Genomic DNA, 18,881 nt, shown 5'->3' with positions numbered 1-18,881 from the left:
AGCGACATTAGTCTGCATGAGTGGCACCGAAGTATACGGGTTGCTGCGTGTCGATTTTGACCCGACAGGTCCCGCTCATCCATCTTTCTGCCTATGACCACTTGTATGCTCGTCCAACTGATCTGCTTTCAACATCGTCAAGCACCGATTTTGGCGTAGATCCTTAATTTCTATTAATCGATCCTAGACATACAAGCAAAAAGGCTGCCTCGTTGAGGTAGCTTTTTTGCATTTGTGCACGGATAACTCGCTATGCCGTAACGACACAAAAGCTCCACAGCCAAATGGGCTGTGGAGCTTTATACGATTAGCTACTCGTTTAGAATGTAGTTGCCAATTGTTTAGCTTTAACGATCGCTTTTTCTTTAATAGCTGGAGCTTGGTCTGGAGCAGCTGCCATACCTTCAACAAACAAACCTTCGAAGGAAGGAACACCCACAAATTGCATGATTTTTGCAAGATAACTATGTCCACTTTCGAAACCGGCAGCAGGTCCTTCGCTATATACGCCGCCGCTAGCTTGAATGTGCAGGGCTTTCTTGTCTGTTAGCAAGCCAACAGGTCCGGTTTCTGTATATTTGAAGGTCTTACCCACGATACAAAAGGAATCGATATATGCTTTAAGTACTGGAGGGAAGGAAAAGTTCCACATTGGTGAAACAAATACATACTTATCGGCTGCTACAAATTGATCAACCAATTCATTAAGGCGACTTACTTTAGTTTGCTCAACAGCAGAAAGTTGATCAAAAGCAGTTCCTGATCTTAGCTTTCCCCAACCACTGAAAATATCAGCATCGATATGAGGAATGTTTTCTTTGTACAAATCCAGATGAATGATTTCATCTGTCGGATTGGTTTCGCGGTAAGCATCAATAAATTCTTTACCTACTGCCAAACTAAACGAAGTTTGGTGATCATGCGGGTGTGCGGTAATATACAATACAGTTGCCATTATAAATAACTTCCCTTCTATTTGTGGAATAACATATTTTCTCCATCACGCATTTTTATCATACATGCATTACGTATTAAAGTGAAGTAGGCACATTAAAGTAACCTACTAAATAATATATATTTGATTCGGGTTCAAAGCACAACCAATCCTATAAAGAAACGGGAATTATGACGAATTTATTTAGGGGAAAGAAGCGAATAAGCGCGGTTATTGATGGAAAATGTTGGAAAAAAATGTTGGAAAACAACAGTTGGGATTGGTATAATGAATGAAGAGAAGTTCAGCGCACAATTTTTTTGAACAACCATTTTAATTATGGGGGTCATACATTGGTAGTTTTGGTAACGGGTGGAGCGGGCTATATTGGAAGCCATACTTGTGTGGAGCTGTTAAATAGCGGCTATGAGATTATTGTAGTAGACAATATGCAAAACAGCAAGCCGGAAGCATTGCAACGCGTTGAGGAGCTTACCGGCAAGAATGTGGTATTTTATAAAATGGATTTGCTGGATCGGCAAGGTCTTGAACATATTTTTGAGCACCATCATATCGACACTGTTATTCATTTCGCCGGTCTGAAAGCAGTTGGAGAATCCGTGAAAATCCCGTTGCAATATTACCATAATAATATCACAGGCACCCTAAACCTTTGTCACACAATGCAAAAATTTGGTGTCAAAAAACTGGTTTTCAGTTCCTCCGCAACGGTGTATGGAACGCCGGAGAAAATGCCAATCTCGGAAGATTTTCCATTACTGGCAACCAACCCTTATGGCCGGACCAAGCTGATGATTGAAGAAATCTTACGTGATCTTTATATTTCGGATGCTAGCTGGAGCATTATTATGCTTCGATATTTCAATCCGATTGGTGCCCATGCAAGTGGACGAATAGGTGAAGACCCGAACGGTATTCCTAACAATTTATTGCCCTATATCACCCAAGTGGCCATTGGAAAGCTGAAGCGGCTGCGAATATTCGGAAATGATTATGAAACACAAGACGGCACTGGCGTTCGGGATTACATACATGTAGTTGATTTAGCGATTGGTCATTTAAAAGCAGTTGAGCGTACAAGCCTGGATACGGGTTTTGGTGTACATACTTATAATTTGGGTTCTGGCAAAGGGGTTAGTGTTCTTGAAATGATGAAGGCCTTCGAGCTTGCTTCAGGGAAATCAGTTCCTTACGAATTTGTTGCTCGTAGGCAAGGTGATGTAGCCGTTTGTTATGCAGATCCATTAAAAGCGAAGCAGCAGCTAGGTTGGGTTGCGGAACGCGGCTTGGAAACGATGTGCAGCGATGCTTGGCGCTGGCAGGTCAATAATCCTAATGGCTATGAGAGTAAGGCTGAGGTTGAAGGAGTCAATAAGATTCAATTGTCCATTAACGGAGTAAATTAATGGGTGCACCTCCCCATTAAGAAGACCCTACAGCAGCCTCAGTAGGGTTTTCTTCGATTTCAGAAATCTAACCACCGTTTGAGTCCTTTTTAAAATTAGGGCAAATGGGTATTGACAATGAGCGTTGAATATTATATCTTTAAGTTAAGATAATTAAATGAAAGATAATTTAATTAAAACTAAATGAGGAGTGATTTCTATGTTGGCATTAGGCTTATTGTTGATTCGTTTGGTCGTGGGATTATTGTTTATTGGGCATGGTGCGCAAAAGCTGTTTGGGTGGTTTGGTGGCTACGGTCCTAAAGGTACAGGTGGGTGGATGGAGTCGATTGGAATTAAACCGGGTGTTGTGATGGCCGTCTTGGCTGGGGTTATGGAATTGTTGGGAGGCATTCTCTTTGCTACGGGGCTGTTCACTCCACTGGCTGCTGTATTAATTACACTGACTATGCTGGGAGCGATCATCAAGGTACATGGTAAAAATGGAATTTGGGCAACAGCTAATGGCTATGAATATCCGTTAGTGCTAATGGTGGTTGCTATTGGAATTGCGTTGATTGGTCCAGGTGCCTATGCTTTGGGATAAAAGCATGAAGATTGGAAAGGAAAACAACAAAAACAACAGCTTGACTGAGATCGCCAAAACATATATCTTTAAATTGAAATAATGAAATTAAAGATAGTTAGGTGGTGGCTTTCATGCCCTTTCAATTAGATGAGGATCAAGCAATTTCGCTTAAGCTATTTATCGTACTTTCCAAGGCTTATAAAGCATTAATGGATCAGGCAACTAAAGATGTGAAGAAATACGGCTTATCTCCTTCTGAATTTATGGTATTAGAAGTGTTATATGCGAAGGGGAGAGTGCCCTTACAGCAAATTGGCGATAAAATTTTAGTGACTAGCGGAAGCATGACCTATAATATTGATAAACTGGAGAAAAAAGGCTTGCTGAATCGGGTACCATGTGCAGAGGATCGAAGGGTCATCTATGCAGAAATGACTACGGACGGTAATAAGCTATTTGATGCTATTTTTCCCATTCATGCGTCTACCATTCATTCCTTGATGCAAGCAGTGACCCAAGAAGAACAAAAGCAGGGTATAGACATACTCAAAAAGCTGGGTATAGCCGCGGAACAAACTTAAGGAGGTTACTTAAAATGAACATCAACGTGTACCCACCCGAGCAGCAGGCAGTTGGCTCCTTTGACGGAGGGAAAATCATCGAGCAAAAGCCGATCGGATTCCCCCGGGAAGGTTCTGTAGCACAGCGTGTAGGCCCTTTATTTTATTGGGCTTGGGGATTTGTGGAGCAAGAAGGGGCGCTTGGGCTTCACCCCCACCAAGGCTTTGAAATTATGACCTATGTGATCAACGGGGTTGCCGAGCATGGAGATACATTAGGGACGAACAGTATAGTGACCTCTGGTGGGGCTCAGGTTATGCAAGCGGGCTCGGGTATTTCTCATAAAGAACGGATTGTCGGACCGAAGGCAGAAATGTTCCAGATCTGGTTCGAGCCTAATCTGAATGAAGCGATCCAAAGAAAACCTACCTACAATCAATTTATACATGAGGATTTCCCAGTGGCTTCATTGGACCATGTTGTTGTTAAAACCGTGATCGGGAGGGACTCTCCTATTAAATTGGTGGCGGATGTTAACATGTGGGATATCCATTTAGAGGCTGGAAGTGAGTATAAGCATACGATTCCTGCCGGATATTCACTTGCAGCCTTGGCTATTCGTGGTGGAGGGGTGTGGAACAGGAGTAGCAGTGCTCCTTCTTCTATAGGTCACCAGCATAAAGATTTCATTGTTATGGAGGCAGACACAGAGGAAGAAATCCAACTGCTAGCGGCGGGGGAAGCCGAAATGCGGATCATTCTTATTCAGGTGCCGACAGCAGTAACCTATCCTTTATATAAAAGGTGAACTAACAAAGCCTCTAATTACCTGCTCTCAAAAGCGGGGATTGGAGGCTTTTTCAGTGATTTAACAGCAGGTTTGTGTTACAATTAAGTGTGGGCGTATTGTCCATACTTTATTGTACAGGAGTGCTGACGACTGTGATTATCAAATTCATTCGGTTACGTTAATTTAAGGAAAAGTCACGTACATTCATCTTTTTTTTTGCGAAAAATCGATGGGTTTATTTTTTTATGCTTTTTCTTATTAACCAATACGAATGAAATGAGGAAATGACAATGAACGAAAAGATAAATGCAATCAACGGTATTGAAGTATGCTCAGAAACCTTCGGGAATGCTAAGGATCCTGCTGTTTTGTTAATTATGGGCGCCATGGCATCGATGATTTGGTGGGACGCTGAATTTTGCCAGCGCTTGGCGGATTATGGGCGTTATGTCATTCGCTTCGATAATCGGGATGTCGGACGTACTACTTCATACGTACCGGGTAAACCCCTATATGATATTGAAGATATGGTTGCGGATACGGTCGGGGTATTGGATGCGAACGGAATCAAGCAAGCCCATCTGGTAGGTATGTCATTGGGTGGGATGCTTGCGCAATTGGCAGCGCTGCGGAATCCAGAGCGGGTTGTAAGCCTGACATTGATGATGTCGAGTATATTTGGACCCAATGAGGGATTACCGCAGATTGATCCAAAGATACTGGACTACCACGCGCTGGGTGGAAACGTTAATTGGGCTGATAAGTCCATAGCGGCAGACTACATGGCCGAAGGCTGGCGCTTATTGGCTGGCTCCAAGCATCCCTTCGATAAGCAGCAGGCTTTGAAGCTGGCTACAGCGGAAGCCCAAAGAGCGAATAATCTGCTCAGCATGTTTAACCATGCGCTCCTTGGTGGGGGGGAATCCTATGTTGGTCGGATCAAGGATATCGACGTGCCTACCTTAGTTATTCACGGTACGGAAGATCCTGTGCTTCCTTATGAGCATGGCATTGCTTTAGAGAATGAAATTCCTAAGGCAGCTTTAATTACGCTCGAAGGCACAGGGCATGAAATTCCTAAGGCGGAGTGGGAAGGAATCATCGTAGCTATAGTGAAACACACATCGCGGAGCTAGTTTTCAGCACTCGCATTTGTCTAGATCAAAGAAAGACCTAAGTGCTTGCGGCTTAGGTCTTTTTAGTGCTTCAAATTATTGGCTACATGTATTAATGGCGACGATCAAGTCGTCACTGTTTATTGAACAGAATAGTCGGATTTTTTGAATAAACCCATGTAACCGCAACCATATACTTTGAATGGATAAACAGTTGATGCGATCTGAAGGAGGAATTGTATGAGAAGTTGGTTTCGAAAGCCCTCAAGATTAACAACGTTAGTAATAAGCAGTCTGTTGTTGGCTGGACCATTCCTTGAGATTGGCCAAACCACTGCAGCCGCTGCCCCACGCCAAATGGAGCTGCTGAGTCGCGGAGTTGTTGCCGTCAAGCTGACGGCAGGTGTATTGGTTAGCTGGCGGCTGCTGGGCACGGAAGCAAGTTCGGTCAGCTTTAACCTGTACAGAGGATCTACAAAGCTGAACACGACGCCGATTACATCCAAAACCAATTATTTGGATACTACAGGAACGATTTCCTCGACCTACACCGTACGCGCTGTTGTGGGTGGGGTTGAACAGAGTGCATCACCCTCCGCCAGCGTATTGGCCAATAATTATTTGGATGTTCCGCTTCAGCAGCCTGCAGGTGGAGCCGTTAATGGTTCTGCCTATACCTACAATGCTAATGATGCGAGTATCGGTGACCTGGATGGGGATGGAGAGTACGAAATTGTTTTGAAATGGGATCCTTCCAATTCCAAGGATAATTCTCAGTCGGGCTATACAGGCAACGTTATTCTGGATGCTTATGAGCTTAATGGAACCCGCAAGTGGAGAATCGATCTCGGCAAAAATATACGCGCCGGCGCGCACTATACACAATTTCTCGTTTACGACTTTGATGGTGACGGGAAAGCAGAAATTGTTTGTAAAACGGCGGATGGAACCGTAGATGGAACGGGTATTACCATCGGTAGTGCCACAGCGGACTATCGGAATTCCAGCGGCTATGTGCTGACTGGACCTGAATTTTTGACGGTGTTCTCCGGTGATACCGGTGCTGCGCTGACCACAACGAATTAGTTGCCTGCACGAGGAACCGTATCGAGCTGGGGTGATAGCTATGGCAATCGTGTGGATCGATTTTTGGCAGGGGTTGCGTATCTGGATGGAGTACGGCCAAGCATCGTGATGGCGCGTGGCTATTATACCAGAACCGTATTGGTTGCCTATGATTGGCGGGCAGGTGCACTGACCCAGCGGTGGACATTTGACAGCAATAGCTCCGCGAATGCCGGAACGGCGGGTCAAGGCAATCATAATCTGAGTGTTGCCGATGTTGATGGGGATGGCAAGGATGAGATCATCTATGGTGCACTGGTCGTAGATGATAACGGAACGAAGAAGGTTAATACAGCGATGGGCCATGGCGATGCGCTTCATGTAGGGGATTTGAATCCGAATCGTGCAGGCTACGAGGTGTTCAAGGTGAACGAGAGTACCACGGCGCCTATGGTGCTGCGATGTATGACCCCAATACAGGCGCGATCCTATGGGGTGTAAATACGGGAGCGGATACAGGCAGAGGGCTGTCAGCTGATATCGATCCGCGAACCATCGGTGAAGAGGTATGGGCGGGCAATGGAGTGGGGCTGCGTACGGTAACAGGCACATTAATTACAAATACGCTTCCATCATCAACGAATTTCGGTATATGGTGGGATGGCGATTTGCTGCGTGAGCTGCTTGATCATACATATTCAAGCAGCAGCTCCACAGGTGTGGGAAAAATTGACAAGTGGGATTACACAGCCTCCACGACCTCCAATTTGCTGACAGCAACAGGAACCTTGTCCAACAATACGACAAAAGGTAATCCGTCCCTGCAGGCAGATATATTCGGAGACTGGCGTGAGGAAGCGGTCTGGCGCAAAAGCGATAATTCAGCCTTGCGTTTCTATACGACCAATTACGAATCGAATTACCGATTCTATACGTTGATGCATGATCCCGTATATCGTTTGGGTGTCGCATGGCAAAATATAGCCTATAACCAGCCGCCACATACTAGCTTTTATTTGGGTGATGGCATGTCTACTCCTGCCCAGCCAAGTATGTATACACCATAACCGTGTTCCAACATCAAATTTTACATCTAAAGACCGTCCGATGCGCTTGGTTTTTGCGGACGGTTTTTCCTGGTTTTTGCACGGCCACCTTGTTTAAATAAATAATCTTAAGTAAAATAGAAGAAACGTAATCAAATGATGGTTAAGTATTGAAATGAGGGTATCGCATGAAACAAACATCCATACTTGGATTAACTTTGGAACAACTAACCGCTTGGCTTATTGAACATGGACACAAAAAATCCCGCGCCTTACAGGTTTGGGATTGGCTTTATAGAAAACGGGTAACGGATTTCTCGGACATGCTGGATGTCAATAAAGATTGTATTCAACTGCTGCAAGACCATTACGTCATTCAAACCTTGACCGAGCATTTGAAGCAAGAGTCCAAGGATGGAACGATCAAGCTTTTGTTCAAGCTGAGTGACGGGGATTTAATTGAAACGGTATTGATGCGGCATAAATTCGGTTTATCGGTGTGTGTAACCACTCAAGTAGGCTGTAATATTGGCTGCAGCTTTTGTGCAAGTGGGTTATTGCCTAAGAAACGCGATTTATCCAGCGGCGAAATAGTGGAGCAAATTATGAATGTTCAACACCATCTAGATCGTCTGGAGCTTGGTGAAAAGGTGAGTCATATCGTAGTAATGGGCATTGGTGAGCCATTTGATAATTTCCAAAATTTGTTGGATTTTATCAAGGTTGTTATCGATCATAAAGGTTTAGCCATTGGCTCCAGGCATATCACGGTTTCCACCAGTGGCCTTGCTGAAAAAATCGTTGAATTCGCAGATACCCAATTACAGGTAAATTTAGCGGTTTCCTTACACGCACCTAATAACGAGCTGCGTACGCGGATTATGAGAATAAACCGTGCCGTTCCTATTGAGAAGCTGATGCAGGGGATTGCCTATTATTTGGAGAAAACGAATCGTAAAGTGACGATTGAATATATTTTGCTTAAGGATGTTAATGACCGCCTCGAGCATGCCGCGGAGCTGGTCGAGCTTATTGGCGATAAGCGCAACCTGCTTACGGTTAATTTAATTCCTTACAATCCGGTGGATGAGCATAGCCAATATCAACGAAGTGAGCAGGAATCGATTATGGCATTTTATGACCTTTTAAAAAAGCAAGGCATGAATTGCACGGTGCGTCTTGAGCATGGAGCCGATATCGACGCCGCTTGCGGACAATTAAGAAGCAAACAGATGAAAATAGCGAGTGCTTAGGTGGCTGTGAGAAGGGGCGGACTATGAAGGTTGATCAGCGAGGTCGTGGTAAGTATCGGCCGGCTCCTAATTTATCTACGGAAGAAATCAAGCAATTTTTAAATGAACGTATTTTGGAGGAGAAACAAACCGAAGCGGTTATTGATTTGGAAGGGGAAGTGCAACCCCGTGACGATAAATTTAATGTAGTTTCCTTGTTTTGCGGAGCAGGGGGGCTTGATCTTGGCTTTGAATTGGCTGGACTGCAAGCGGAGATTGGCGAGCAGCAGGCTTTGGACGCTTTTGCTAACAGAGAGGTTTATAAGGAGCTTCGTGAACAAAGTGTGTTCCATACCATCTTTGCCAATGATTTTTTTAAAGAGGCGCTTGAAACCTACACGCTTAATAATCCGGAGCATATTAAAGTGCTAAATGGGGATATCCGTAAGGTGAAAAAATTCCCCCGTGCCAACCTGGTGCTTGGAGGATTCCCCTGCCCAGGCTTTTCTGGGGCTGGTCCCCGCCTGATTGACGATAAGCGTAATTTTTTGTACCTCCAGTTTATTCGTTGCTTGACCCAGTCTGAGCCGGAAATTTTTGTGGCTGAGAACGTCAAGGGTATGCTGACATTAGGTAATGGTGAGGTCTTTAGGCAAATTGTAGAAGACTTCTCAGCCGTAGGCTACACCGTGTATCCTAATCTTGTGAATTCCCGAAATTATGGGGTACCCCAGCTTAGGGAACGTGTTTTTTTAGTCGGCGTAAAAAATTCGATTAAAGATTTTCAATATGAGCTTCCACAGCCAAGCCATGGTATAGGGGGCCAAGCTTATGTGACGTTAGAGGATGCCATTGGCGACCTGAAAGACCACCCTGGGGACTATTACAAGGGCTCTTTTTCCTCGATGTACATGTCGCGTAACCGCAAAAAAAATTGGGATGAGCAAAGCTTCACCATTCAAGCCTCCGGTCGCCAAGCGCCACTACATCCAGGTGGTGAACCGATGAGGTTTATCGAAACCGACCATTGGGAATTTACAGAACCGATTGAAGAAAATAGGCGGCTTTCCGTAACGGAAGTGAAAAGAATTCAAACCTTTCCCGATTGGTATGTATTCAATCCACAGCATGTCGAGTTGAAAAACTCGCATATAGATAAAAAATATAAACAAATTGGCAATGCCGTTCCCGTGATGCTGGCCAGATCAATCGCCTTGCCTATCGCCAAATGGGTGAAACAGCGATTGGCGCACAAGCACGCATCGGCTGCAAAGGAGCAGCAAGAAACGGAAACGGTTCAACACTGACGGTTTGTTAGCCTAGCTATGAGACCTTAAAATGAAGTGGTGATTTCAGTTCATTCCCTAAAAGGGGCTTCTGAATATCGCCACTTTTTTCATGCATAGATGCAGTCACAACCTTTTAATGAAATTTGGAATAAATGTCGCGATACCTACAAATGTTAGTAATGAGAACAAACAGAGGTGAACCTACAATGACATCAAGAGGTGGTTGATCACATGAAAATTATTTATGTATTAGCGGCAATGTTATTGGCGTTACTGTCAACAGGCTGCACGGAATATGCAAACAGAACCAAGATGCAGCAGGCGGCTTCCCAAGAAATACGCGTCAATAACACGGCGCACGCGGCTGGAAAGCTGCCCATCCTGACCCAAGCATCCTCAACAGCGACAGTGGGTGTGCCCCAATCTTCGATTTCGATGCTGCAGGCACCCAATTCTTCTAATTGGTGTACCGAAAACCCATCACAACCGGCGATTCCAGCTGAACAGACAGCAACAGGCTCTAATTTCGAGCAGCAAGTGCTGCAGTTAGTCAACAAAAATAGAACAAGCATGGGACAGCCTGCTCTTGTGATGGATAATAATTTGTCCAAGATGGCGTTGGTCAAGGCACAGGATATGTACGACAACAATTACTTTGACCACAATTCTCCAACCTATGGGTCGCCCTTCAATATGATGGACAGTTTTCAAATCACTTATAGCTCAGCAGGCGAAAATATCGCCAAAGGCCAAACTAGCGCCGAGCAGGTGATGAATGATTGGATGAACAGTCCAGGGCATAGAGCCAATATTTTGAACAGCGGATTTACGAAAATAGGGATCGGCCACTACAATGGGGCTTGGGTGCAAGAATTTATTTCTTAAACGTGGATAAAATAAAGCCGTTCCTAAGTCACTTATGACTGGGAACGGCTTTTAAGATAAGATGTTTCGGGCAGAATTATAGTTAAGCTTTTATGGATATGCTATAGGTTAAGGCTTTTCATGGAAGCCTCCGCATAACGTTCACCGGAGGCGACACCTTTGGGAGCTGTTTCGTCAATCAGCCGCAGTTCTTCCTGAGTAAGTTTAATGCTAAGAGCACCTACGTTTTCCTCCAGATAAACTCTACGCTTTGTTCCGGGAATAGGAACTATATCATCGCCCTGTGCAAGCAGCCAAGCTAATGCCAGCTGTGAAGGCTGGCAGCCCTTTGCCTCGGCAATTTCTTGAATCCGCTGCACAAGATCGAGATTTTTTTTGAAATTATCACCTTGGAAGCGGGGGGAGTGGCGACGGAAATCATCTTCCGCCAAATCCTCGAACTTTTGGAACTGTCCGGTAAGAAATCCTCTGCCAAGCGGGCTGTAGGGTACGAAGCCGATACCCAATTCACGGCAGGTCGGGAGTATCTCGTCTTCCACATCGCGGCTCCAAAGCGAATATTCGGTTTGCAATGCTGTTACCGGATGTACAGCGTGGGCGCGCCGTATCGTAGCGGGAGCGGCTTCGGACAGCCCGATATGACCAATTTTGCCCTCACGCACCAGCTCCGCCATCGCTCCAATGGTTTCTTCGATCGGGGTATTGGGATCAACTCTATGCTGGTAATATAGATCAATATAATCGACTCCTAGCCGGCGGAGACTTGCTTCACAAGCGGATTTCACATATTCGGGACTGCCGTTGACGCCAAGGAACTTGCCATCCTCACTTCGCACACTGCCGAACTTGGTAGCAATCACAGCTTCATTGCGGCGTCCCTTCAGAGCCCGGCCAAGTAATTCTTCGTTTTTGCCAACGCCGTACATATCAGCAGTATCCAGAAACGTTACGCCAAGCTCCAAAGCTCTGTGAATGGTACGAATCGATTCCTCGTCATCACGCCCGCTGTAAAAGTCCGACATTCCCATACATCCGAGTCCAACTGCTGAAACAACAAGCTTATTTAAAGTTCTCTGCTCCATATGGCTTCCTCCTCTGGACATCTGTATTGTAATCATTACTTACTAACTATAGTATATTTCACAGAACAATAACAATTATAGCTCTTTGTAGTCACGCACACCTTAGGTTGCTTAAGTTATGCTAGGAAGCAAAACATGAATAAGAGGTGTATTGCGATGAAGCCTTCGAAAAAAAATGTAAAAGTGGGAGTAGCTGTGCTCATATTGATTGGGATAACAGGTCTTTTCACCATACCAGTAACGTTACAGCCACCGGACAATACCCGTTTAATCCTAGAACGGTCCAAGCTTACTTATATTTCCCCTCCTTGCTTCGACCAAGCCGTCATTACGAATAATTTGTCCGAGTCCACCTTAGTTAAAACCAAGGAGTTGGATTTCAAGCCGGATTCGGTGTGCACGGAGCAGTCGCTTGCAGGAGTTAAAATGTCTGCTTATAATGTCTTATTACATAAGCTCGGGCTTAAGAAGGATTATTGGAATTGGTAAGCGGCTTCAAACCCTCTTTGCCTTTATTTTAACGAGCGTCATTTTGGTGAACAAATCTTGAAGCCTTTGTGAACAGCTACCGGAGGAATTTGGCTCCATTTGGGTATCAGGAGGTGGATTTCAAGATAGTTAAATGATACGATAGGGTTGTAATCAAGATGAAGGAGAACCGTGACAATGAATATATTAGATTTGATGGAAGCCTACGGATTTCGAGCCATGTTTAGTCCCGAGCTGTTCATTATTGTAACGATTTTAGCTACTTTTTATTTGCGCTTTTTGGGCAACCAGGTGAAGCTGAAAGGGCGGCTTAGCTTTTTGTTAGGGTTATTTTTATTTTATTTTGCCCTAGGTGGTCCTTTAAATCTGCTTGGGCATTTCTGGTTTAGCAGCCATATGCTCCAACAGTCCACACTATACCTGATCGTGCCACCCTTGCTATACAGGGGCTTGCCGGAGGCTGTTTTTCATTACTTGTCCTCAAAAAATGGACCGCGCAAGTTTATAGGATTTTTCGCACATCCACTTGTGGCTATTATTACGTTTAATGGATCCTTTTCGTTTTATCATATCCCGATGATCTTTGATGCGACGATGTCCAATTACGCCTTGCATAATGTGCTGCATATTTTTATCTTTTTCTCAGCGTTTTGTATGTGGTGGTCGGTTTTTAGTCCTAAAGGGGCGATTAACTCGATGAGTGATTTGAAAAAAATGGGCTACATTTTCTTGAATGGTTTTTTACTTACGCCCGCTTGTGCATTAATTATTTTTGCCGGTGACCTTATTTATACGACTTACACCGGCTCGATGCAATTATTATGCCTTCCGTTTTATTCCATGGTGGTGGATAAGCCGATTGTCAATATTTCTTGGCTCACACCGATTATGGATCAACAGCTGGGTGGCGTTATTATGAAGATCGTCCAAGAACTTGCATATGGTTGTATTCTGGCTTATGTGTTCTATGGGTGGTACGAACGTGAGAAAGATAAAGCAGAGGAACCGGATGGTCCTCTGCTAGAGCCTACAGCATAACCTAATATTAAGATTTCGACTTCGATCCAGCAATTTGCTGGATCGATTTTATTATGTCAGCATTGTCCATTTGGTCGCCCATTGCGAATATTTTGCGAATTTTACCCGTGCCATCCACTAAAAACAAAGAGGTAACCGTATGGACGAATTGTCCATCTGGTAATTTTTGCACCAGCACTCCAAAATCCTTGGCTACTGCCGCTGTTTCTGCCTCGGTTCCGGTTAACAAGGTCCATCCGCTATAATCGATCCGCATGCGGTCCCCGTACTCCTTCAACACCTTCGGTGTGTCCTTAAGAGGGTCGAAGGTAATGGATAGAAACTGTACCTCGCTGCCCCATTGATTCGTTTTCCTAAGCTCTTCCTGAAGCTTGACCATATTGAAGGTGGTCATGGGGCAAATGTCTGGGCAGCTAGTGAACATAAATTCCACTAAACGAACCTTTCCATTGGAATCGTTTAAATTGACCTTTTGACCGTCCAGATTGCTAAGTGTAAAGTTGGGAGCTTGCTTGAGTACGGGCAAGGTGGGGCTTTGGGTAACCCAGGATATAACACTGCCAACAAGCGCGACTAACATTAGGGTAACCAATAGTTTAAATCCATGCTTTTGTAAAAATGGTTTCATAGGCTGCCTCTCTCCATGTAGAATCCCTTTGTATGTATAAATCGATATCATTATAGCATACGAGACAGGGAACTACCCATAACTCAAAAGGGCTAGAGCTCACAAAAACATATTGTGGAAATAAATAATGTAACCTATACTTAGTACGGAACTAACGAACGATTGTCAGATATTAGTGATATTTCCCAATTTTTAAAAGACTATATGGAGAGTGATCAGGAATGCTTCGTCGTTTTTTTTCATATTACCAGCCTTATAAAGGATTGTTTTTGCTGGATTTTATATGCGCCCTTATCGCAGGGCTGCTTGAGCTAGCGTTTCCGCTTGCTGTCAGTAAATTTATCGATGATTTGCTGCCAGGGCAAAATTGGCCGGTCATTGTTTTTGCCTGCATCGGTTTGTTATCGGTTTACGCACTTAATACGGTTTTGAATTACATAGTTACTTATTGGGGCCATATGCTGGGCATTAATATTGAGACGGATATGCGCAGAAAGATGTTTGGTCATATCCAGAAATTGTCGTTCCGCTTTTTTGACAATCATAAAACAGGGCATTTGATTGGACATATAACGACGGACCTTAATGATATAGGCGAGGTAGCCCATCATGGTCCCGAGGATGTGTTTATTGCCATTATGACCTTGGTAGGTGCATTCACGCTGATGGCCTACATTAATCTGGAGCTGGCGTTAATGACCTTTATTATTATCCCATTTATGGCATGGCTCATTATCGTATTCGGTGGAAAAATGACGAAAACCTACAGGCAATTATTCCGCAATGTGGGCAGCTTTAATGCCCGGATCGAAGACAACGTCGGTGGGATTCGTGTCGTTCAATCCTTTGCTAACGAAGGGCATGAGAACAAGCTATTTGCCGTCGATAACCAAAACTTTCGCTTAACTAAGCTGCTTGCTTATAAAACAATGGCAAAAAGCATCTCGATCAGCTATATGATGATGCGCCTTATTACCGTATTCGTGATGATTTGCGGGGCTTGGTTCTTTATACAAGGGAAGCTGGAAATGGGTGAATTTATGGCGTTTCTGTTGCTTTCCACCGTGTTTTTTCGGCCCATTGAGAAAATTAATGCGGTCATTGAAACCTATCCCAAAGGGATTGCAGGCTTCAAGCGCTATGTCGAAATTCTCGATACAGAACCCGATATTGCCGATGTGCCTGACGCGGTTGAACTGAAGAGGGTGGAGGGGGAGATTCGTTTCCACAACGTTTCTTTCGGCTACGAGAAAAGCAGCCAAATTCTGAGCAATATCAACCTGACGATTCATGCTGGTGAAACGGTAGCTTTTGTAGGACCATCGGGAGCCGGGAAAACCACGATATGCAGCTTGCTGCCTAGATTTTATGATGTGGATGCAGGCCATATTACGGTAGACGGCGTCGATATTAGGCAGATCAAGCTCGAATCGCTGCGCAAGCATATCGGCATTGTCCAGCAGGATGTATTCCTGTTCTCGGGCACGATTAGGGAAAATATTGCTTACGGCGACTTGAACGCCACAGAGGAGCAAATTGTGGAGGCAGCTAAAAGAGCCTCACTTGAGGATTTGATCAGCAAGCTGCCCGCCGGACTGGATACGGTTATCGGGGAGCGTGGCGTCAAGCTATCTGGCGGCCAGAAGCAGCGTCTCTCAATCGCGAGGATGTTCCTGAAAAATCCGCCGATTCTGATTTTGGATGAAGCAACCTCGGCGCTGGATACGGAAACAGAGGTTGCGATCCAGAAATCGTTGTCCGAGCTATCCGTGGGACGCACAACCTTGGTCATTGCGCATCGGCTTACGACGATCAAAAATGCCGACCGCATTGTAGTTGTCAATGAGAGCGGAATCGCTGAGCAGGGCAAGCATCAGGAATTAGTAGCCTCCGGTGGGGTTTACAGTAAGCTGCATCAGGCGCAATATAGCAGGTAGGTAAATAGAAAGCGGCAAACCTCCAGATGATCGGAATAGAAAAAGCACCCCAGGCTCCACTATTTACGTGGAATCAGAGGTGCTTTTTTATGTAATCCGTACTTATTGCTCTAGAAAGGCTAGTGCCTCAGATAGCTCTGTTTGTCCGGACGCGACACTGTCGATCATGCCTCCGAACGTATCGAGCATCAATATGAACAAATCCGTTATTTCCAATATTTGCTCCTTGGGAATTAAATGACCGCTGGACGTACACCACACATACCGGTAATGGAGTTCTTGGTTCTCACGAATGCTATAGTGGCCAATCGCCAGATGGCAGTTGATCGCCAGCAGCAGCTTCTCCAGTTTCTCAAGGCTCCCGTCCACCAAGCTTACTGGAATCTGCGTGTATATTTGCAGCAGCCGAATATGCTCGATGCCCTCATGAGCTAAGGAAGGTACGAAGTTGAAGGTTAGATAACGATCCCGCTGCTGGCTGTCCTTGGTTAAGGGCACAAGCAGTGTGCCAATGGGCACCTCCTCGGAAGGGTCAATAACCTCGGACTCCAGTCCGGCTTCCTTGAAATATTGCTGCAAAAAGCCAAGCTCTGCCAGATCTCTTGCCTGTTTATTCGTATTCATGTTAGGCCCTCCTATTCACGACTCTTCATGCTTTTGATCAGCAATGCCCGCTGCTTTTCTACATTTCCATTAAGCCTATACAGTTCAATCGGGTTCACACCGCAGCTCGAAATGAAGTTCTCTACACGTTTGTATTGTTTTTTAATATCAGCATCTCTAGGCTTATACTCGGGAAGATTCGTAATCATCTCCAGAATGATGTTCGTTTGTTCCACTCTTTTCTGATGCTTGAGTGTGGAGGATTTACCCTCATTAAACACCATTTTGGTAAGCTTCCATGCACCAGGCTTGGCTGCACGGTCCCGGCCGAATTGTTTGGCTTTGCGCCCTAAGCTCATGGTAATGCCAGCGCCAGCAGCCACTGCCTTAAGCGGCACTCCTGCCTGGGCTCCGACTCCACTCAAAGTAGCGATATCCCCGGCTATATTGGTCATTTCCAGCCCGATTTGAATGCCTGCTCTTGCCAATCGTTTCTGGTTGATATATTTAATTTCTTTGGCGACCTCATATTCCTGAATATCATTTAACTCCAGCTTCTCCGGCTCGGTGGCGGCCGTTCCCTTAGCTATTAATTCCTGCTTACGGCTCAGCAGCTTGCCCGAATCTGTACCAGGATTAAAGGACTTCCAAAGATTCCTGCCAAATAGCGTATACTGCTGGGCTCCTACATAGTCTTTACTGCTATATTTATCTTTAAACTCTCGCTTGGCTTTGGTCATTCGATAGGTAGCAAGTGAGGATTTAATCATCTTGTATACCTTGATCGTGATCATAATGCCGCTGATCGCAATGCCCAAGCCCGGAATCGCTTGTGCCAGTCCTGCTGAGCCAACCTTGAGGATATCGAGGATCGCTTTGACGGTCTTGACTGCGGACTGGGCCACTTGAAGGCCATTGCTGAGGACTTCCATGCCGGCGCTAACTACCTCATCGGCGCTAATGCCCTCACTGCTGAACGTTTTACTAAAGACATCATATATATTCCTGACTATGCTGAACGAGCTCTTGATGGCAGAGATCGCTTCCCCTACGGAACCTGACCAATCACTAACCGCTTCCGCGCCTTTGACCGTGCTTCCAGAAAGCTTGCCAATATTATCGGCAAAGCCTGAGGTGCTCTCTACACCCTTTTGCAGCGATTTGCCCGTATCGATGATACCTTCCGTAATGTTGAACCCTTTCTCCGTCTTGGACATGTCGGTATCCCGGGCCGTATCGATTATTTTCTTCATCGCTACGATGCCGTTAAGCCCGGCGAGCAGCGTTTCGCCAGGAGCAGTTGCCATGCCAAGCTTGGCACTCTCCATTTCTAGGCTCTCCTTGGCAGCTTCCTGGCCTTTTACATCCTCTAAAGCATCGGCACGCATATCATAAGATTCTTTTACGCCACCTTGACCTGTACCTAACACTTCTGTAGTTTGGCCAGCACTCTCTAACCCGTCATCGATGGTATTGCGATCATCCGCAGGTGCCGGAACTATCGGCGGTGGATTTAGTAGATTCTGTGCCTTGATCTCCGCTAGTTTATCCCTCGCGCCGGAAAGACCTCGCATAGGACCGACCTTGCTAATACGGACAAAGCCGTGCTTTCCCTCGAATTTGGCCAATTTCCATAAACCGGTTTGATCCGTAATTTCATAAACCTCAAACTCGCCGCGATAAGAGATTTTAGAGCCTATCGGCTTATCTTCAGCTACGTTATATGTCTCGCTACTTGTTGATGGATCCGTTTGCTTATCATAGTCACGCATATGCGCACCCATTAATGATTTCATCGCAACCGCCTTAGAATTAGGCAAAATGGCAGGCAGCTTTGGATCTGTGGGTGGCGTAACAATCGGAGGGGACGTGATTCGTTGAATACGTTGGTCTGCCAGCATTCTACCAACTGCTTGGTTTCCTATAGAACGCTGTAATTGCATAATGCCGGCAGCTGAAGATATACCGGTTGTAGAGGCCATAGCGTCTGGAACATTGTGGTTCCCCTGCTGCGGAGTGGAATATCCGGAGGCTGTACGTCGAGAAAGGCGTCTTGATCTATCCTGCATTCAGGTAACTCCTTTACACTGTTGTTGCTATAATTTTATAAGTATTAATGGCAAATGGGAAGGGGGAATTTAAAGCATCCCGATATATAAATAAAACAGATAGCTGACGAAATCAACTATCTG

16 protein-coding genes and 1 pseudogene are annotated in these 18,881 nt (G+C 45.2%); 12 read left to right on the top strand and 5 right to left on the bottom strand.

Going from position 1 to position 18,881, the window contains the following annotated elements; all coding sequences use genetic code 11:
- Positions 1–319 precede the first annotated feature (319 nt).
- Complete coding sequence (locus G9U52_RS11885) at positions 320–955, bottom strand: FMN-dependent NADH-azoreductase (protein WP_166149737.1); 636 nt, start codon at positions 953–955, stop codon at positions 320–322.
- A 332-nt stretch (positions 956–1,287) separates the two neighbouring features.
- Between G9U52_RS11885 and galE the strand changes: the two genes are divergently transcribed.
- The 9 genes and pseudogenes from galE to G9U52_RS11840 all read left to right on the top strand — a co-directional run bounded on the left by galE (position 1,288) and on the right by G9U52_RS11840 (position 10,912).
- Positions 1,288–2,361: a UDP-glucose 4-epimerase GalE gene (galE, locus tag G9U52_RS11880; protein ID WP_166149735.1), complete on the top strand. Its 1,074-nt coding sequence runs from the start codon at positions 1,288–1,290 to the stop codon at positions 2,359–2,361.
- A 199-nt stretch (positions 2,362–2,560) separates the two neighbouring features.
- Positions 2,561–2,947: a DoxX family protein gene (locus G9U52_RS11875; protein WP_166149733.1), complete on the top strand. Its 387-nt coding sequence runs from the start codon at positions 2,561–2,563 to the stop codon at positions 2,945–2,947.
- A gap of 113 nt (positions 2,948–3,060) precedes the next feature.
- On the top strand, positions 3,061–3,510 hold the full coding sequence (locus tag G9U52_RS11870; RefSeq protein ID WP_166149731.1) for a MarR family winged helix-turn-helix transcriptional regulator: 450 nt from the start codon (positions 3,061–3,063) through the stop codon (positions 3,508–3,510).
- Between the two features lie 14 nt (positions 3,511–3,524).
- Positions 3,525–4,298 carry a pirin family protein gene (locus G9U52_RS11865; protein ID WP_166149729.1) on the top strand — a complete coding sequence of 258 codons (774 nt, stop codon included), beginning with the start codon at positions 3,525–3,527 and terminating at the stop codon, positions 4,296–4,298.
- Between the two features lie 272 nt (positions 4,299–4,570).
- Positions 4,571–5,416, top strand: coding sequence for an alpha/beta fold macrolide esterase (mle, locus tag G9U52_RS11860; RefSeq protein ID WP_166149727.1), 846 nt, complete (start codon positions 4,571–4,573; stop codon positions 5,414–5,416).
- 219 nt (positions 5,417–5,635) lie between these two features.
- Positions 5,636–7,527 (top strand): annotated as a pseudogene (locus G9U52_RS11855) (rhamnogalacturonan lyase).
- 167 nt (positions 7,528–7,694) lie between these two features.
- Entirely contained in the window at positions 7,695–8,759 is a 1,065-nt protein-coding gene (gene rlmN / locus G9U52_RS11850) for a dual-specificity RNA methyltransferase RlmN (RefSeq protein ID WP_166149725.1), read from the top strand.
- 23 nt (positions 8,760–8,782) lie between these two features.
- Positions 8,783–10,045: a DNA cytosine methyltransferase gene (locus G9U52_RS11845; RefSeq protein WP_166149723.1), complete on the top strand. Its 1,263-nt coding sequence runs from the start codon at positions 8,783–8,785 to the stop codon at positions 10,043–10,045.
- 213 nt (positions 10,046–10,258) lie between these two features.
- Positions 10,259–10,912: a CAP domain-containing protein gene (locus G9U52_RS11840; protein WP_166149721.1), complete on the top strand. Its 654-nt coding sequence runs from the start codon at positions 10,259–10,261 to the stop codon at positions 10,910–10,912.
- 101 nt (positions 10,913–11,013) lie between these two features.
- Here the strand turns inward: G9U52_RS11840 and G9U52_RS11835 are convergent, their stop codons facing one another.
- Entirely contained in the window at positions 11,014–11,994 is a 981-nt protein-coding gene (locus tag G9U52_RS11835) for an aldo/keto reductase (RefSeq protein WP_166149719.1), read from the bottom strand.
- Between the two features lie 156 nt (positions 11,995–12,150).
- Here G9U52_RS11835 and G9U52_RS11830 point away from each other — a divergent pair, with 156 nt between their 5' ends.
- The gene (locus tag G9U52_RS11830; protein WP_166149717.1) at positions 12,151–12,483 is read left to right on the top strand and encodes a hypothetical protein; all 333 of its coding nucleotides are present in this window, start codon (positions 12,151–12,153) and stop codon (positions 12,481–12,483) included.
- A gap of 177 nt (positions 12,484–12,660) precedes the next feature.
- Entirely contained in the window at positions 12,661–13,521 is an 861-nt protein-coding gene (locus tag G9U52_RS11825; RefSeq protein WP_166149715.1) for a cytochrome c oxidase assembly protein, read from the top strand.
- Between the two features lie 7 nt (positions 13,522–13,528).
- On the opposite strand, the gene G9U52_RS11820 is transcribed toward G9U52_RS11825, so the two are convergent.
- On the bottom strand, positions 13,529–14,149 hold the full coding sequence (locus G9U52_RS11820; RefSeq protein ID WP_166149713.1) for an SCO family protein: 621 nt from the start codon (positions 14,147–14,149) through the stop codon (positions 13,529–13,531).
- Positions 14,150–14,370: 221 nt separating this feature from the next.
- Between G9U52_RS11820 and G9U52_RS11815 the strand changes: the two genes are divergently transcribed.
- Entirely contained in the window at positions 14,371–16,086 is a 1,716-nt protein-coding gene (locus G9U52_RS11815) for an ABC transporter ATP-binding protein (protein ID WP_166149711.1), read from the top strand.
- A 102-nt stretch (positions 16,087–16,188) separates the two neighbouring features.
- Here G9U52_RS11815 and G9U52_RS11810 read toward each other — a convergent pair whose 3' ends face one another.
- The gene (locus G9U52_RS11810) at positions 16,189–16,710 is read right to left on the bottom strand and encodes a hypothetical protein (RefSeq protein ID WP_166149709.1); all 522 of its coding nucleotides are present in this window, start codon (positions 16,708–16,710) and stop codon (positions 16,189–16,191) included.
- A gap of 11 nt (positions 16,711–16,721) precedes the next feature.
- Positions 16,722–18,758 carry a hypothetical protein gene (locus G9U52_RS11805; protein ID WP_166149706.1) on the bottom strand — a complete coding sequence of 679 codons (2,037 nt, stop codon included), beginning with the start codon at positions 18,756–18,758 and terminating at the stop codon, positions 16,722–16,724.
- Positions 18,759–18,881 lie beyond the last annotated feature (123 nt).

Source organism: Paenibacillus agricola (genome assembly GCF_011440305.1).
Taxonomy (GTDB): Bacteria; Bacillota; Bacilli; order Paenibacillales; family NBRC-103111; genus Paenibacillus_S; species Paenibacillus_S agricola.
The sequence above is the reverse complement of the archived record's forward strand: the minus strand, read 5'-3'. Positions and strand labels throughout refer to the sequence as shown.

Excerpts from the sequence above, each read along its gene's own strand:
- G9U52_RS11885 (WP_166149737.1), bottom strand. The coding sequence starts at position 955 with ATGGCAACTGTATTGTATATTACCGCACACCCGCATGATCACCAAACT.
- G9U52_RS11875 (WP_166149733.1), top strand. The coding sequence starts at position 2,561 with ATGTTGGCATTAGGCTTATTGTTGATTCGTTTGGTCGTGGGATTATTG.
- G9U52_RS11870 (WP_166149731.1), top strand. The coding sequence starts at position 3,061 with ATGCCCTTTCAATTAGATGAGGATCAAGCAATTTCGCTTAAGCTATTT.
- G9U52_RS11865 (WP_166149729.1), top strand. The coding sequence starts at position 3,525 with ATGAACATCAACGTGTACCCACCCGAGCAGCAGGCAGTTGGCTCCTTT.
- mle (WP_166149727.1), top strand. The coding sequence starts at position 4,571 with ATGAACGAAAAGATAAATGCAATCAACGGTATTGAAGTATGCTCAGAA.
- rlmN (WP_166149725.1), top strand. The coding sequence starts at position 7,695 with ATGAAACAAACATCCATACTTGGATTAACTTTGGAACAACTAACCGCT.
- G9U52_RS11845 (WP_166149723.1), top strand. The coding sequence starts at position 8,783 with ATGAAGGTTGATCAGCGAGGTCGTGGTAAGTATCGGCCGGCTCCTAAT.
- G9U52_RS11840 (WP_166149721.1), top strand. The coding sequence starts at position 10,259 with ATGAAAATTATTTATGTATTAGCGGCAATGTTATTGGCGTTACTGTCA.
- G9U52_RS11835 (WP_166149719.1), bottom strand. The coding sequence starts at position 11,994 with ATGGAGCAGAGAACTTTAAATAAGCTTGTTGTTTCAGCAGTTGGACTC.
- G9U52_RS11830 (WP_166149717.1), top strand. The coding sequence starts at position 12,151 with ATGAAGCCTTCGAAAAAAAATGTAAAAGTGGGAGTAGCTGTGCTCATA.
- G9U52_RS11825 (WP_166149715.1), top strand. The coding sequence starts at position 12,661 with ATGAATATATTAGATTTGATGGAAGCCTACGGATTTCGAGCCATGTTT.
- G9U52_RS11820 (WP_166149713.1), bottom strand. The coding sequence starts at position 14,149 with ATGAAACCATTTTTACAAAAGCATGGATTTAAACTATTGGTTACCCTA.
- G9U52_RS11815 (WP_166149711.1), top strand. The coding sequence starts at position 14,371 with ATGCTTCGTCGTTTTTTTTCATATTACCAGCCTTATAAAGGATTGTTT.
- G9U52_RS11810 (WP_166149709.1), bottom strand. The coding sequence starts at position 16,710 with ATGAATACGAATAAACAGGCAAGAGATCTGGCAGAGCTTGGCTTTTTG.
- G9U52_RS11805 (WP_166149706.1), bottom strand. The coding sequence starts at position 18,758 with ATGCAGGATAGATCAAGACGCCTTTCTCGACGTACAGCCTCCGGATAT.